A 14633-nucleotide genomic window follows, 5' to 3' on the forward strand; every position below is an offset into this window, starting at 1 on the left:
TGCAATATACCCAAGCCGGTGGGGCTTTGCTGCCGTCAGGCGAGCCAGCGTCCTAGCGCTGCGACGTCTGTCACCGTCAGGCTGATGGTGTCTGGCGCCTTGGATGTCGCGGCGGCCTTGCCCCGGCCCTTGGTGGGGGCGTCGGCCATCTGGACCGGTGGCAACTCCAATGGCAGGCGCAGGAGTCGCCCGTCGCGGGCGATCAGTGCGTGCAGGCTCGCGTGGTTGCCCGCGTAAAAAGTGACGTCGTCGAGTTTGCTGATGCGCCAGCCCTGGCCCAGCACCTCCACCCCCAGCCACTCGTCGCCCGCAGACATCCCCGCCTTTTCTGCGGCTCCGCCGCGCAGCACGGTCTTGATCTGCACGCTGTGGTTCTCGGCCACGCGCAGGCCCAGGCGCTGGGCCAGCTGCGGTCGGTCGGCCTTGAGTGCCACGCCGTGGGCAGCCAGCAGTTCCTCCAGCGGCAGATCTGCGGTGCTGTGCACCCAGTGCGCCAGCTCCTTGTCGAATGGGCGGCCGGTCAATTCGTGGAGCACGGCACGCAGATCCGCTTCGGTCATCGGGCCGCCCGCGCAGCGCTGCCACAGTGCGCGCATCACATCGTCCAGTGTGGCTTTGCCCTCGCGCCGCAGTGCCAGGTCCAGGCACAGGGCCACCAGCGAGCCCTTGGTGTAGTAGCTCACGGTGGCGTTGGGGGTGTTTTCGTCCTGTCGGTAGTATTTCACCCATGCATCAAAACTGGCCTGCGCCACGGTCTGTATCGACCGGCCTGGCGTTTGCAGCACCTGGTTGATGGTTTTGGTGATGAGCTTGAGGTAGGTCGCATCGTCCAGCAACCCGGCGCGGCGCAACAGCAGGTCGTCGTAGTAGCTGGTAAAGCCCTCGAAGAACCACAGAAGCTCGGTGTAGTTCTCCTGCGCATAGTCGTAGCTGGCGAACTCGGTGGGTCGCAGGCGCTTGACGTTCCAGGTGTGAAAGTATTCGTGGCTGATGAGGCCTAGCAGCGTGGTGTAGCCCTCACTGGTCCGCGCTTCGCCCTGGCGAGGCAGGTCGCGCCGCCCGCAGATCAGTGCCGTGGAGTTGCGGTGCTCCAGCCCGCCATAGCCATCTCCCACCGCGTTGAGCATGAACAGGTAGCTTTTGAAAGGGGCCTTGCCTTCTGGGTGCCAGAAACGGATGGCGGTTTCGCAAATTTTCTGCGTGTCGGCCAGCAGGCGTTTGCCATCGAATGACGGAGCCGCACCGGCCACCACAAACTGGTGGGCAACGCCACAGGCTTTAAAGCGCCCGACCCAGAAGTGACCCAGTTCCACCGGGCAGTCCACCAGTTCGTCGTAGTTGGCCGCTGCGTACAGGCCGAACCCTTGTTGGTCCACCGCCAGGGGCCGCAGACCCGTGGCCGCAGCCCAGGTGGCGGTGGCTGCGGTGCGTGCCAGCTCCAGCGCGTGGGGCTGTTTCTCCTGGCCGTGCACGCGCAGGCACAGGCTGGTGCCGTTGAAAAAGCCGCGCGATGCATCCAGCCAAGCAGTGCGCACAGAGCTGTCGTAAGCACACACCTGGTAGGTCAGCATCAGGGGCTTGCCTTCCGTGCATTGCACCTGCCAACGGTGCTTGTCCAGCTGAGCTGGTTGCAACGCGCGTCGGCCTTGTTGGGCCGTCAGAGCTTGCAGGTTCTTGGAGAATTCCCGCACCAGGTAGCTGCCCGGAATCCAGACCGGCAGCGACAGTTCTTGGGAGGCTGCTGGGCGCCGTACTGTGAGCGTTACCGTGAACAGATGCGCGTGCAGGTCCGTGGGTTCAATGCGGTAGTGAACGTCTGCGGCAGAGGCTTGGCGGGAAAGGGGCATGGCGTGTGCGGCGTAAGGGCCGCGCGGGGTCGTCGGTCAGGGACTTTTAGCGGCTGTTCAATTGGAGGAGGGCGCGTCGCTGGCAGCTTCGGCCAGGCGCTTCTCCACCTCCTGGGCGCCAATGGCGCCGGGCACCCGTGTGCCGTTGGCAAAAATCAAGGTGGGCGTGCCGGTGATCTTGTGCTTCTTTCCGAAGGCCAGGTTGCGCTGCAGCGCGCTGGTGTCGCAGCTGGCCGCTGGCGCTGGCTTGTCGCGCACCATCTGGTCTTGCCATGCGGTGGCCTGTTCCTTGGAGCACCAGATGTTGCGTGACTTTTCAGCCGAATCAGGGCTCAGGATGGGGTACAGGAACAGGTACACCGTCACGTTGTTGATCTGCTGCAGGTCGCGCTCGAAGCGTTTGCAGTAGCCGCAGTTGGGGTCCTCAAACACAGCCACCTTGCGCTTGCCATCCCCCCGCACGATGGTCACGGCGTCTTTCAAAGGCAGGGCCGAGAAGCTCACAGCTGTCAGCTTGTTGATGCGGTCTTCGGTCAGATTGCGGCGCGCCTTGGAGTCGATGAGTTCACCCTGGATCACATAGTCACCCTTGGCATCTGTGTAAAACAGGTCGGTGCCGATGCGTACCTCGTACAAGCCCTTCATGGGTGTGGGTCGCACTTCGTCGATCTTGTCCATTTGAGGAATGCGCTCGGCCAATGCCTTGCGGATGACGTCCTCTTGCGCAGTGGCGCTCAGGCTCAGGGTGGCTGCCGCGACGGTCAGCAAAGCAGTGCTCAGTTTCATCATGTTCCCGTTCAATCAAACTTGCGCGTTCAGCGCATCCCCATGGCCTGACGGGCCACAAAATCTTTCAGCAGACCGCTGCGTTCAAAGCCCTTCATGCCCCAATTGCGCAGGGCTTGCCAGGGGGCTTCCTGACGCGCAAACAGTTGCTGCAATCCATCGGTGGCCAGGCCCATCGCCACCAAAGCCGCCTTGCGTTGACGCTCATAGCGCCGCAGCAGCCGCAGATCGGCCACGCTGCGCCAGTAGTCGCGGGTGCGCAGCACATCGGCCAGGGCCGCCACATCGGCCAGGCCCAGGTTCAGCCCTTGCCCTGCCAGCGGATGTACGTTGTGGGCCGCGTCGCCCGCCAGCACCCAGCTGCGTGCACCAGTGCCACCGGTTGGGGCAGCGCCGCACCAGCGGTCTGCCCTGGCCAGTTGCAGCGGCCAGGCAGCGCGTTCGGTGATGAGGCTCAAGCCACCCAGTGCCTGCTGGCTGGCAGTCTGCAATTCCTGCGCGAAAGCGTCGGCAGACAATGCCATCAGCGTTGCGACCTGCTCCTCAGGGACGGACCACACCACGGCCACAGAGTTCCCTTGGTCCCCCTCCAGCGGCAAAAAAGCCAGGATGCCTTGTGGCAAAAACCACTGGCGCGCCACCTGTCCATGCGGATGTTCGCAGCGCACCCGCGTGGCAATGGCGTGCTGGGCATAGGGCGTCACGTCAAAGTGCACGCCAAACTCGGACCGGGTGGTGCTGGCACGGCCTTCGCACACGACGGTCAAGGGCGCCGCCACCGGGGCATCCACCACTTCCACCAGCGGCTGAAACCGCACGGCCTGCGCCAGTCGTTCTTCCAGGGCCGGGACATCCACGATCCACGCCAGCGCCTCTACCCCTTGGGGCGCGGCATCAAAATGCACGCAGCCATCCTGGTCGCCCTGCACCTGCATGTGCTTGACGCCTGTGGCGTGTTCGGCGTCGGGCCAACTGCGCAGCGATTCGAGCAGGCTGCGCGACGCGGCATTCAGGGCGTAGGCCCGTACGTCAGTGGCCGCCGTGTTGTGTGGGGCAGGGGCCGGTACCAGGGCCACCTTCAGTCGTTCCCGCGCCAGCAACAACGCCAAGGTTCGGCCCACGATGCCGGTGCCACGAATACAGATATCAAAGGTTGGGGCCATGAGAGGCATTGTAGGAGGGGTCTTACGCCCTCCCAAGACAGGGCAGAATTGCGGTCCGGCCTTTGTGGCCCCTTCTTCAGGAGCACCCGGCGTGAGTTTCCCATCCGAGTCTGATCTGTCCGGCACCATTGCGCGGCTGTTTGTGTACCCCGTCAAATCCTGTGCGGGCATCGAGGTGCAGCAGGCGCTGCTTACCGAAACCGGGCTGGATCTGGACCGCGCCTGGATGGTGGTGGACGCACAGGGCATGTTCCTCACCCAGCGCAGCCTGCCCCGCATGGCGTTGATCCGGCCTCAACTCAAGAGCGACGAAATGGTGCTGCGTGCCCCCGGCATGCTGGCGTTGCATGTGGCGATCGACGCGGTGGAGACGCCGACCACGGTGACCGTCTGGCGCGACACGGTCCCCGCGTGGGACATGGGGCCCGTGGCGGCCCAGTGGTTCACGGATTTTCTCGGCCAACCCTGCCGTCTGGTGCGGTTTGACCCGGAGCACCAGCGTCTGTCCAGTCTGGAATGGACGGATGGTGTGGAGGCTCCCAACCAGTTTGCCGACGGGTTTCCGCTGCTGGTGACCAGTGAGGCATCTTTACAGGATCTCAACGCACGGCTCACGGCCGGTGGCCACGGCGCGGTGGGCATGGAGCGGTTCCGGCCCAACGTGGTGTTGGCGGGGGTGGATGCCCACGACGAGGACCGTGTGGATCGGGTCCATGTGGAGGGCGATGGCAACACCGACATCCACCTGCAGCCCGTGAAGCCCTGCGCGCGATGCCCCATCCCTGACATCGACCCGGCCACGGCGGAGAGCAACCCGTCGGTGGGCGACACTTTGCGCACCTACCGCCAGGACAAGCGGCTGGACGGCGCCATCACGTTCGGCATGAACGCCATCGTGCGCAACGGCGCGGGGCAATGGCTGCGCGTGGGGCAACGCATTGCCGCCGATTTGCGGTTTGAATGACAGCTCGATTCGGGCCATCTGTAGTGAGTGTTGGGCGGGCCCGTAAAATCGGCGGTTTGTCTCCAGAACACCAGAAAGCCCTGCCATGAGCCTCCAATGCGGCATCGTGGGCCTGCCCAACGTCGGCAAGTCCACCCTTTTCAACGCGCTGACCAAGGCTGGTATTGCCGCCGAGAACTATCCCTTCTGCACCATCGAGCCCAATGTGGGCGTGGTGGAGGTGCCAGACCCCCGCCTTCAGCAGCTGTCCGAGATCATCTCGCCCGAGCGCATCGTCCCCGCCATCGTCGAGTTTGTGGACATTGCCGGCCTGGTGGCTGGTGCGAGCCAGGGTGAAGGCCTGGGCAACCAGTTCCTGGCCCACATCCGTGAAACCGACGCCATCGTCAACGTGGTGCGCTGTTTTGAAGACGACAATGTGATCCACGTGGCCGGCCGCGTGGACCCGATCTCGGACATCGAAGTCATCCAGACCGAACTGTGCCTGGCCGACATGGGCACCGTCGAGAAGGCGCTCAACCGCTACACCAAGGCCGCCAAGTCGGGCAACGACAAGGATGCCGCCAAGCTGGTGGCCCTGCTCACCCGCATCCAGGCAGCACTCAACGAAGGCAAACCCGCCCGCTCCGTGGAGATCACCAAGGAAGAGCAGCCCCTGCTCAAGTCCCTGTGTCTCATCACGGCCAAGCCCGCCATGTTCGTGGGTAACGTGAGTGAAGACGGCTTTGAGAACAACCCGTTCCTGGATCGCCTCAAGGACTATGCCGCCAGCCAGAACGCGCCGGTGGTGGCCATCTGCGCCAAGATGGAAGCCGAGATGGCCGAGATGAGCGACGAAGACCGCGACATGTTCCTGGCCGAAATGGGGCAGACAGAACCAGGCCTGGCGCGCCTGATCCGTGGTGCCTTCAAGCTGCTGGGTCTGCAGACCTACTTCACCGCCGGTGTGAAGGAAGTGCGCGCCTGGACCATCCACATTGGCGACACGGCGCCCCAGGCGGCCGGTGTGATCCACGGCGACTTCGAGCGTGGCTTCATCCGTGCGCAGACCATTGCCTTTGAAGACTTCATTGCCTACAAGGGCGAGCAGGGCGCCAAGGATGCGGGCAAGATGCGTGCCGAAGGCAAGGAATACGTGGTCAAGGATGGTGATGTCCTGAACTTCCTGTTCAACGTCTAAACAGGAAGAGCTGTTCTTCAGAGTTCGCCAATGTTCGAAGGTGTTGGCTAACCCATTGATAGATATAGGGAAAGTTGTTCGCCGGTGAACTAGATCGTTCGGGGGCATTTTCCATATATGGGGGCATGACAGGGGGCACGCACGGTGCATGCCCCCTCCCCAGGAGAAATCATGCCCCCAAACCACCTCGAAACCCGCATGGATGCTGGCGATGCAGCCGTTTCCCATGCTCCAAAAAGTCCGACCCGGCGCGGTATCAGTGATGCAGCCCTTCGCGCTGCCAAGCCCACCAGCAAGCCCTACAAACTCTTTGCAGGTAACGGGCTTTATCTGGAAGTCAAACCCAACGGAGCCAAGCACTGGCGTTGGAAGTACCGCCTTCTTGGCAAAGAGAACCGCGTAGCCCTTGGGAGCTATCCGAAGCTGCCCCTTCGTGAAGCGAGAGAGGCAATGGAGGCCGCCCGCAAGTTGGTAGAGCAGGGCAAGCATCCTGCACAGCAAAAGCGCCTGGATCGCATCAAGCTGGGTTTGGAGCACTCCAACACCTTCGAGATCATCGCCCGCGAATGGGTGGGCCTTCGGGACTGGCAGGAGGTCACTAAGGCACGCCGGTTGAACATGCTGGAGCGCGTTGTTTTCCCTCATATAGGGGCGTTACCCGTCCGCCAAGTGGAACCCGCGCATGTGCTCGATATCTTGAGACGTGCGGACGCAAACAACGGCAACAGCGTGATGTGCGAGGCGAAGCGCACCATGTCTGCCATCTTCGAGTTTGCTGTCTCCACACTCAGAGCCAAGGTTGATCCGGTCTATCCAGTCCGCAAGGCCTTGCCTGCCAACAAGACCCAGCACAAGCGGCCTTTATCTTTCGAGGAGGTTGGCGCACTGCTGAACGCGGTGGAAGGCCATGGCGGCTACTACCAAATCCAGGCCGCGTTCTTTCTCATGTGGCTGACCCTGGCCCGTCCATCCGAAGTGATCGAGGCTGAATGGTGCGAGTTCGACTTGGATCAAGCGTTATGGCGTATCCCAGCGCAGAGGATGAAGAAGCGCAAGGAACACCTGATCCCTTTGCCTGCCCAGGCCGTTGCATTGCTGCGCAGCCTACACACGCTCACCGGCAACCGAACCCATCTCTTCCCCCACCGGGACGACAGGAGAAAACCAATGGTCACTGCATCGTTCCGGCAGATGCTGAAGGCCTTGGGCTGGGCAGGCAAGTTCAGCCCGCATGCCACGCGCACCACGGGCAGCACACGGCTCAACGAGATGGGCTTCTCCCCGGACTGGATTGAACGCCAGCTGGCCCACGACGAGCCCAACGCCGTGCGCCGCACCTACAACCACGCGGACTATCTGAAGGATCGGGCCATCATGATGCAGCGATGGGCCGACCTGCTGGACGAGTGGAAAAAGAAGACGGCAGACGCCATGAAACCCGTTTTGGGATAACCCAATTCAGGCTAGACAGTACGCGGAATGTCGAATCCCATGCATGCGTCTCGCTACGGCATCCTGCGAGCACGCTTAGTTGAATTACGAGAAGCCAAAGGCCTGACCCAGACGGACATTGCCCTTCAGTTGGGCAAGCCGCAAAGCTACGTCTCAAAGTACGAGCGTGGGGAACGACGCCTGGACATCGTGGAACTGATTGCGGTAGCGAAGACCCTGGGCGTTGATCCTGCGCAGTTGTGTTCTGAGCTGGCCTGTGAGCCCTTATTCGAGAACTTTGACAAGATTTTTTATCCGGGAGGTTGTGAGTGAAGTATTCCGTATTGGGTGGATTGGTGTTGTCCGCTATGGCCTTGTTGTCCGGTTGTTTGGGGCCATCCGTGCCGGAAGCAAAAGATGTCGAGGGAGAGCTTCGGCAAATGTGGGCAGCTTGCAAGATGGTGCGCCCAACCAATATCAGAAAGACCAATGGAATTCCTCAAGGTGATGCCTACAGAATTCAGTTTTCGTACAAGCTGGAGTTTGTTAGTGATATCGAAGAGGAGGTTTTGTGGGCATCCAAGATTCCAGACGAAACGCCACCTTGGAAGCCGGGGATGAGCAGAGAAGAGTATGAAACGCTAACCCAGGAAGCTGCAGTTATTCGCAAGGCCGTACTGCCGAAGCGCGATAAATTTTGGGAAGAGAATTGTCCTGGATTGGTCGGTATGGAGTTTCAGAAGATCGTTATTTCACTTGGAGAAAATACTATCATTGGTAAGCCAGCCCGCAAAGGTGAGGGTTTGGATATGAATGCAGAATGGGTGATGATTAAGTCTGAAAAAGGCTGGATCAGCCGTTAGTGGAACTGGCAGAGATAGACGACTTTAGGTTGCGACCTTATATACAGTGTTGAAACCACTGTGAGGCTGTATGATGAAAGTTGTTAATTCTTTTGCCGAGGCTGGAGGATTGCTCACTGTCAGTGAATTTTGTAAGTGGGCCAGCATTGGTCGCACCAAGCTTTATGCAGAGATGAACGCCGGTAGACTCATTGCAAAGAAGTTTGGTAGTCGAACCTTGATTCCAAGGGCTGAAGCTCAAAAGTGGATGGAGCAGCTACCTACGAAGCATTAAAGCCATCACCCCAATAGAAAAGCCGATCATTTGATCGGCTTTTTTGTTTTTCAGAAAAATTTTTACAAAAAGATAGAAGTTTTCCTTGTCAAACGCTACATAAAACGCCCCCCCCGCTTTCCCCTCTGCATTCCTCTCCCTCTATCTATCTGTCTTTGATGTTGGGTTGGATGCTCTCTGCGAGAGTGAGTGATGGCAAACGCGATGTAAAGGAAATTTCTATGTCTATGAAGTTATCTCTGAATAGAGCTGAGATGGCCCGTGAATCATTGATCCAGGCAACGGATTGGTTGGATGCCAAAGGCGTTTACTACAGGCACCTTCCACCTTCACAACTGAAGATCGGCCCCATCAACTACTGGCCTTCTACGGGGACCATCACAGTAGACAATGAACCCGGCAAGCGCCCAGACCGAGGCCTTCAGGGGCTGGAACACGTTCTGGGTGAGCTGCAAGGACGTTACCCCGTCAGGCGGTGTTGAGAGGCGTTGCCCCTAGGGCGTTTGCTGACAATGCATTGTCTTGTAAGTTGTTGATTTTAAAAACAAATTACCAATCGTTAAGTTGTCTTTTCTGCGGTTTGAGACTACTGGTTCGACTGTTACAAACCGCAGAGGTTGCCCATCCGCCTCAAAGCTGGAGGTTCTTCAAGAGCGCCAAATTTTCCGCCTCAGTCTTCTCTTGCTGGCGAAATTTCCGACGGGGATACAACACATTGATGTCCAGAATCGACTTTTCGAGTGCTGACTTAAATGACGAGGCCTGTCGTACCTTTTTATTCAAGTTCTGTGAATGCGCTATGCGGCGCATTGCGTGGTTATTGCCAGGATTCTCGTATCTGAAGCGTATCAAGTCTTCAATATAGACCTTTTCCCCGGTGGTGATGTGTTCCATGTATTGATTTCTATTGATGCCTTTGCATAAATACTGAAATCGCATCCATTGTTTGTATGGGTCCATGCCTTTATCAAGCCTAAGTTTGAATGAGGCTGTGTTGAATTGTGGATTTCTGTTGATCTTTTTAATGCGCTTGGCAACATAGCTTTTAAAGCTATCTGCATGCTCCTTCGGAATATGAAAAAGATAGTGAGTGTGAAGCCCCGATCTTTCCGAGTATTCGTTGGAGTACAGCCAATAGAAATTGCTCTTGTGTTTTAGCCAATCTCTTAGAGGATGAATGACTAGTTCATGAAGACCTGATTCATCCCTGGATGAGTTTTTGGGCTTCACGCCGAGCATTTCCCAGCAGATGGTGAGGCTAACGTTCAAGACGTAGCCAAGTTCGTTTGCATAGGCGACGGCGCTGTATGTCTCTGTGAGTTCTTCTTTATCAATGTCACGAGATAATACGAACGGATCATCCAGGGATATGGTGACGTAGTCCGACCGCCGCAACGTTTCCGCACGGTATAGGTCCGTCTTCTTGGGGTTGAAGCGCTTCCAGCGATAGGGGGTCGCCTTGTACGAGTGCGGCTCCTCGGTGAACCCTAGTAGTCCTTGGAGAAATTCAGCCTCTGAGCTTCCATTCAGTGCCTTGAAGCGCTGAGCTTCTTCTGAGTTGCCTAAGTAGGTGGGGAAGCGCTCGCCCGGTTTGTGACCCCCATCCCCCCAGGAAAGGCGATCCCACGCCTTTCCATTGTCTCCGTGGTAACCTTCTTCATAGCTATCCAGCATGTTGACCTCGTAAGGTAGTTTTGGTGCTGGATATGGCTTTCAGGAGGTCAAATGATCTAGCGATTTTTGGAAATTTTCTTTATGCGAAAATACCAATCGATAGTTATCTTGTATTGGATGGGCAGTCAATAGTCGTTGGCGACCCAAAGGCTCTGATCGCAATATAAAACCTTTCCCTGAAATCCGAAATTTGAATCTGTATTTAATCTTGCTAAGTAGCCGTCGTTTATTTCGAAAAAGATCGGGAAGCGATTTAAAGCCATCAGGCCATGGCGTCAGGCGGAGAGGCTGCTCTGATTTTGCCCTCGGGACCATGCCCCCAAATTATCACGCCAGAAATTCTTTTTCTGAACGAGTCAGTAAAATTCATCAAACCTAGAGGAGAGCCAAATCGGCGGATCTCCTTAACTCTGGGTAGCATTTCATCCCAGCACGTCACAATTGGCTGGAGATATTGGAGAACGACAGGGTTAGTAAGGAGTCCCTTGAGCAAGAATCGATCATCGAACTCGTGTTTCTCCGTTTTATTCATTGACCAATACAACGTGGCCGAAAGTGCGGCCTTTCCGCAAAGAAAAACGAGTTGTTTGCGATCGAGGCCGTGATCTATAACCTTCCCTATCATGTCCAAGCTCTCGAAGATTTGCGGCACATTGATTTCCAGTCGAACCAATGGATTGGGATGAGAGCCTTCGATGACCGCTGTCGGCAGAATCGGTTGACTTCCATTGAAGCGGAAGAAGAGCAAAGAGAGGCCGCATACCATCAGGTAAATCAAACCGGATAAAACTTCGGTTCGCTTCTTGTCGTCGACGAAATCTGGATCTGTGACATGTCGAAGTAGCTCGAAGACGTAGAAGTGCATCGCCTCAAAGTCGGCTGCCAGTTCTGTAACGTGAGAGACTAGCGCCTCTCGACCAATGAGGCGTTTGTCGTGTGAGGCTTCAAAATCATGGATGTCGGTCGTCTGCGCGGCGTTGCTATGGCATTCCGCGAATTCGGCACGGATAACACCATGCTCTTGCATGAGGTGGCCGATCTCGTGAAAATACACCCACGTTATAGCTGCGACGAATATGTTCTTGACGATTTCCTCGTCGTCGAAGCACTTCGGAAGCTTTATCCTATCGCCGTAGAAGTCATAGAGCTTGTCGACCCCAGAATCTTCGGGAATGCGTCGCAAGAACTCGCAAAGGTTCTCAGCATCACGCCATACTTGGCGTACTAACTCGTAGTGCATAGTGACGCGATGCCTCGGCGGCTTGCCTGCTTCACTCAGCGTGGATGCGAAGGCACCGAACTTTTTCTCTTCGCGCCAAATAATCGTCAACTCTCCGCCTAGCTTGGCGTATGTAGTTTCATTCAGATCATGAGTGATGTCGCCAATGACACGACTCGCTAAGTCATAGATCTCTATGTCCTCCAATGAGCACCCCCTTTTGTGCAGTTCACCAACTTTGGGCAGACGTAGACAGTATTTTCTGCGACAAGATGCACGCTCAAGAGGTCGAAGCAACGCGGCGTCCGGCTCCTGTCAGTACGAGACTGTGATGCTAATGGAGGTGCGCGCATCGGCTGCGAATCAAGCCGTGAGAAACGCGGCAAGGGTCATGTCGAAAGCAGTCGATCACCGATGGCTCCTGGCCGACTTCAGCCTTACAAAGGCCTAAACAACGAGGCCTGTTCTTGGAATCTGAGCAAGAGGCGGTGATCCCCCTCGCTTCATCCAAGGATAGACATGTACCAAAACCGACTTCCGCTAGTTCCCCCAGATATCCTCCAGGCACACATGGTGCATGAGCCTGGAGACACCCGCTTCAAAGCCGCAGCGAGACTCCTGCAGGCCCTATGGCGAGCAGAGCGAGGCATCCCCATGGGCACCCACGCCCCAGCCAATGGCGAGCCCCGCAAGCTGGGTAGCCGCATTGAAGCTAGCTATGCCAAGCAGGGGGCAAACTTCCTCTCCCCGGCCATCGCCAAGCTGGCTTTCCGTGAGTCCGTTTATCGGGAGATTGGTGCAGTCATCGAGCAGGAGCGCCTATGGACCAACATGCTGTCCAGCCAGCCCCTTTGCTTCAACCTGTTTGGTGACCTGAAGCTCAATCCCGACAAGGGCAACAAGTTCTTTCAGCAGCTTTTCCCCGACTACGTTGCAGAGGTGGAGGACATCTACTTCGAGCATTCACCTGGGCGAGGGGATGCATCCTTCACTGCAGACAACACAGCCTTTGACGTGTTCGTGACCTGCCGCACACCCGAGGGCAAGCAAGGCTTTATTGCCGTCGAAGTGAAGTATTCCGAGGCCATGGCTGAGCCCCTGGCAACACTGCGCCCACGCTATGACGAACTCTCCCGAGCCGTGGGCATTTACCGTGAACCAGAATCCCAATCACTCAGGGGGAATCCGCTTCAGCAGCTATGGCGGGAGCACATGCTCAGCCGCGCCATGGTGGGCAATGGGCTCTATGAGTCAGGCCGATTCGTCCTGCTCTACCCAAAACAGAACCACCACTGCGAGAGTGCAGCCAAGCTTTATCAACGAGAGTGCATCAGTCCTGATCCTGCTGTGTCAGGTTTCCAGGCGGTGACCTTGGAGGCTTGTCTGGCGGCATACAAGGCCATCGGAGATGAAGAGGCAGCCCAAGCCCTGCATGAGCGATACCTAAATTTCAGCAAAATCGAAGAGGTTATTTTTGGGTAGCGCTTGGCTGCAGATCTATCCTGCGTATCCAAGTGATACTTCCGGAGCATTTGCCCAAAAGGCGATTTTTTCATGCAGCATCAATTGGATAGAATTTACCGAGACTAAAGAGTGAAATTCCAATCTGAACTTGATCCTGATGTTTTTGAGAATTGCTCGTAATTTCTGGCAAATTCAGAAAAGAGGGTCCAGTGATCCTCGTCGAAATTCATGCCTTGGCGGAAGTTTTTTCCCTTGAATGCGCAGTTTGCATAATATCCAAACATGTATTGACATGCATCGGAATTCAGCATTTCTGACCGAATCAGCAGCTCTACCTCCTCGATAAATACTGCGAATTTTCTATTTTTCTCCCAGCATTCCTCCTCTGCTAGGCGTGGATCATCTCCGTCCAGATACTGGAGTACTATTTTTAGATCTGGGTCATCAAACAAACGGCGATGCTGGTCAAGGAAGAACTTCACTCTTTCCAGTTTATGACTCTTCTCGGCTTGCTTGCGAGCGACAGACTTATCCATGAAATATTTTATCAATGCGCCAATGGCGACACTTAGTGTGATTAATATTCCAAGTGATTGCCAAGTGGCGGACCACTCTGCCATCGTCATGCACTTATCAAGAAGTGGAGGCTTGATGGTTGCACAGAAAATTGCGTCGTCAGCCATTGGGTAACTCGTTAATGCCTTCTACGTTGACTCGCTTGACTTGGTCGCGGCTACCCGTAACTGCATAAATTCCAAAGAGACGCTGCCCTCCTTCTCGAAGACCAGCCAAGGCCGCTTCCCTCATTGATTCTGCTGCTTGTAGGTGTGAATGATGCCCTGTTCCCAGTATATCTTTGATAAAAAAAGGAACAGTTCGACCATATTTTTTGAAATATGCGCGTCCTCTTCCGGTGAGGATGTTGTACTTGGTGACGTTGCCGACTAAATATTCTAAATCCGGACTGACATTCGATACGGATATGTAGTCCAATGTGTCGCGATTAAATACCAATTTATCGCCAACTTTTGGGCGAACGAGTTTTACTGTTTGAGCGCTCGTTGACCAAATTGGTCGATGGACGTCTATTAAATGCTTTTCTATGTTTGATGCAATATCATCAAATATAAATGGCTCTTCTGTATTTAAATTTATCCCCCAAGGGGTTAGGGGGTCATAGTCGATGCCGGCTGCTACACCCATTGATAGTGATAAATAGTCCCAAAACCGTGCAACTATTACGCTGCTGCCGTGGTGTGCAATGGCTTTCTCGCTAAAAGAGATATCCATTTGCAACTCGAAGCATCCCTTCTTTGCTGCGGTCAGCGAAGTTCCAAAGTCAGTTCTTACTGGAACACGGTTTCGCACTTCATTTTCATGCACGAACGCATGGCCCACTATATTTAATGAAACAGCAAAGCCTTCAAGTACCGCCGCAGCGTCAACCAAGTCCAGTTCGCCTTCGTCGGCTTGATTACCCTCGATTTGCAGCCAAATTCCAGCTCTCACAGTACCATCCCCCTCTTATGATGTGAATTTGAATCAGAATAGCACGGCTTGCGCCAATTCAAAGTGCTAGATGTACTCGCTACTAGCCTTGTACTGCTCAGGAGTTCAACGCGAACAAGTGCACGAGGAGAAGCGGTGGGTAGGCGTCGCGTGATCGGCTTGAACGTAAACGCGCAGCTCGGAACGATGGAGGTCGATGCGCAATGGCCCCCGGAGCGGACTTGACTGGTCAGCTTGTTGATGACCGCTCAGCAGTCCG

General features: G+C 56.1%; 14 protein-coding genes. 7 read left to right on the forward strand and 7 right to left on the reverse strand.

Annotated elements, in window-relative coordinates; translation table 11 throughout:
- Positions 1–35: 35 nt before the first annotated feature.
- The 3 genes from OIN59_RS11475 to OIN59_RS11485 are packed head-to-tail and all read right to left on the reverse strand — an operon-like array spanning position 36 to position 3796.
- The gene (locus OIN59_RS11475; protein WP_274110347.1) at positions 36–1847 is read right to left on the reverse strand and encodes a M61 family metallopeptidase; all 1812 of its coding nucleotides are present in this window, start codon (positions 1845–1847) and stop codon (positions 36–38) included.
- Positions 1848–1904: 57 nt separating this feature from the next.
- Entirely contained in the window at positions 1905–2633 is a 729-nt protein-coding gene (locus tag OIN59_RS11480) for a DsbC family protein (protein WP_274110349.1), read from the reverse strand.
- A 29-nt stretch (positions 2634–2662) separates the two neighbouring features.
- Positions 2663–3796, reverse strand: coding sequence for an FAD-dependent monooxygenase (locus tag OIN59_RS11485; RefSeq protein WP_274110351.1), 1134 nt, complete (start codon positions 3794–3796; stop codon positions 2663–2665).
- Between the two features lie 91 nt (positions 3797–3887).
- On the opposite strand from OIN59_RS11485, the gene OIN59_RS11490 reads away from it, so the two are divergent.
- The 6 genes from OIN59_RS11490 to OIN59_RS11515 all read left to right on the forward strand — a co-directional run bounded on the left by OIN59_RS11490 (position 3888) and on the right by OIN59_RS11515 (position 8508).
- Positions 3888–4760 carry an MOSC domain-containing protein gene (locus OIN59_RS11490; protein WP_274110353.1) on the forward strand — a complete coding sequence of 291 codons (873 nt, stop codon included), beginning with the start codon at positions 3888–3890 and terminating at the stop codon, positions 4758–4760.
- Between the two features lie 85 nt (positions 4761–4845).
- Entirely contained in the window at positions 4846–5940 is a 1095-nt protein-coding gene (ychF, locus tag OIN59_RS11495) for a redox-regulated ATPase YchF (RefSeq protein ID WP_274110356.1), read from the forward strand.
- A 171-nt stretch (positions 5941–6111) separates the two neighbouring features.
- Positions 6112–7392 (forward strand): tyrosine-type recombinase/integrase, encoded by a 1281-nt coding sequence (locus OIN59_RS11500; protein ID WP_274110358.1) that lies wholly within the window; start codon positions 6112–6114, stop codon positions 7390–7392.
- 27 nt (positions 7393–7419) lie between these two features.
- Positions 7420–7704: a helix-turn-helix domain-containing protein gene (locus tag OIN59_RS11505; protein ID WP_274110360.1), complete on the forward strand. Its 285-nt coding sequence runs from the start codon at positions 7420–7422 to the stop codon at positions 7702–7704.
- Entirely contained in the window at positions 7701–8234 is a 534-nt protein-coding gene (locus tag OIN59_RS11510; protein ID WP_274110362.1) for a hypothetical protein, read from the forward strand. Before OIN59_RS11505 ends, OIN59_RS11510 begins: the two co-directional genes overlap by 4 nt.
- Before the next feature lie 70 nt (positions 8235–8304).
- Positions 8305–8508 carry a helix-turn-helix domain-containing protein gene (locus OIN59_RS11515; RefSeq protein ID WP_274110364.1) on the forward strand — a complete coding sequence of 68 codons (204 nt, stop codon included), beginning with the start codon at positions 8305–8307 and terminating at the stop codon, positions 8506–8508.
- 630 nt (positions 8509–9138) lie between these two features.
- Here OIN59_RS11515 and OIN59_RS11520 read toward each other — a convergent pair.
- Together OIN59_RS11520 and OIN59_RS11525 are read right to left on the reverse strand one after the other, a co-directional pair.
- Complete coding sequence (locus OIN59_RS11520; RefSeq protein ID WP_274110366.1) at positions 9139–10182, reverse strand: hypothetical protein; 1044 nt, start codon at positions 10180–10182, stop codon at positions 9139–9141.
- Positions 10183–10444: 262 nt separating this feature from the next.
- The gene (locus OIN59_RS11525; RefSeq protein ID WP_274110368.1) at positions 10445–11608 is read right to left on the reverse strand and encodes a hypothetical protein; all 1164 of its coding nucleotides are present in this window, start codon (positions 11606–11608) and stop codon (positions 10445–10447) included.
- 363 nt (positions 11609–11971) lie between these two features.
- Here OIN59_RS11525 and OIN59_RS11530 point away from each other — a divergent pair, with 363 nt between their 5' ends.
- Positions 11972–12883: a PGN_0703 family putative restriction endonuclease gene (locus OIN59_RS11530; RefSeq protein ID WP_328517980.1), complete on the forward strand. Its 912-nt coding sequence runs from the start codon at positions 11972–11974 to the stop codon at positions 12881–12883.
- 104 nt (positions 12884–12987) lie between these two features.
- Here OIN59_RS11530 and OIN59_RS11535 read toward each other — a convergent pair whose 3' ends face one another.
- Positions 12988–13548: a hypothetical protein gene (locus tag OIN59_RS11535; protein ID WP_274110372.1), complete on the reverse strand. Its 561-nt coding sequence runs from the start codon at positions 13546–13548 to the stop codon at positions 12988–12990.
- Positions 13541–14374 (reverse strand): hypothetical protein, encoded by an 834-nt coding sequence (locus OIN59_RS11540; protein WP_274110374.1) that lies wholly within the window; start codon positions 14372–14374, stop codon positions 13541–13543. The genes OIN59_RS11535 and OIN59_RS11540 overlap by 8 nt, the downstream gene beginning before the upstream one ends.
- Positions 14375–14633: the final 259 nt, after the last annotated feature.

Source organism: Acidovorax benzenivorans, assembly GCF_028680575.1.
GTDB classification, from domain to species: Bacteria; Pseudomonadota; Gammaproteobacteria; order Burkholderiales; family Burkholderiaceae_C; genus Acidovorax; species Acidovorax benzenivorans.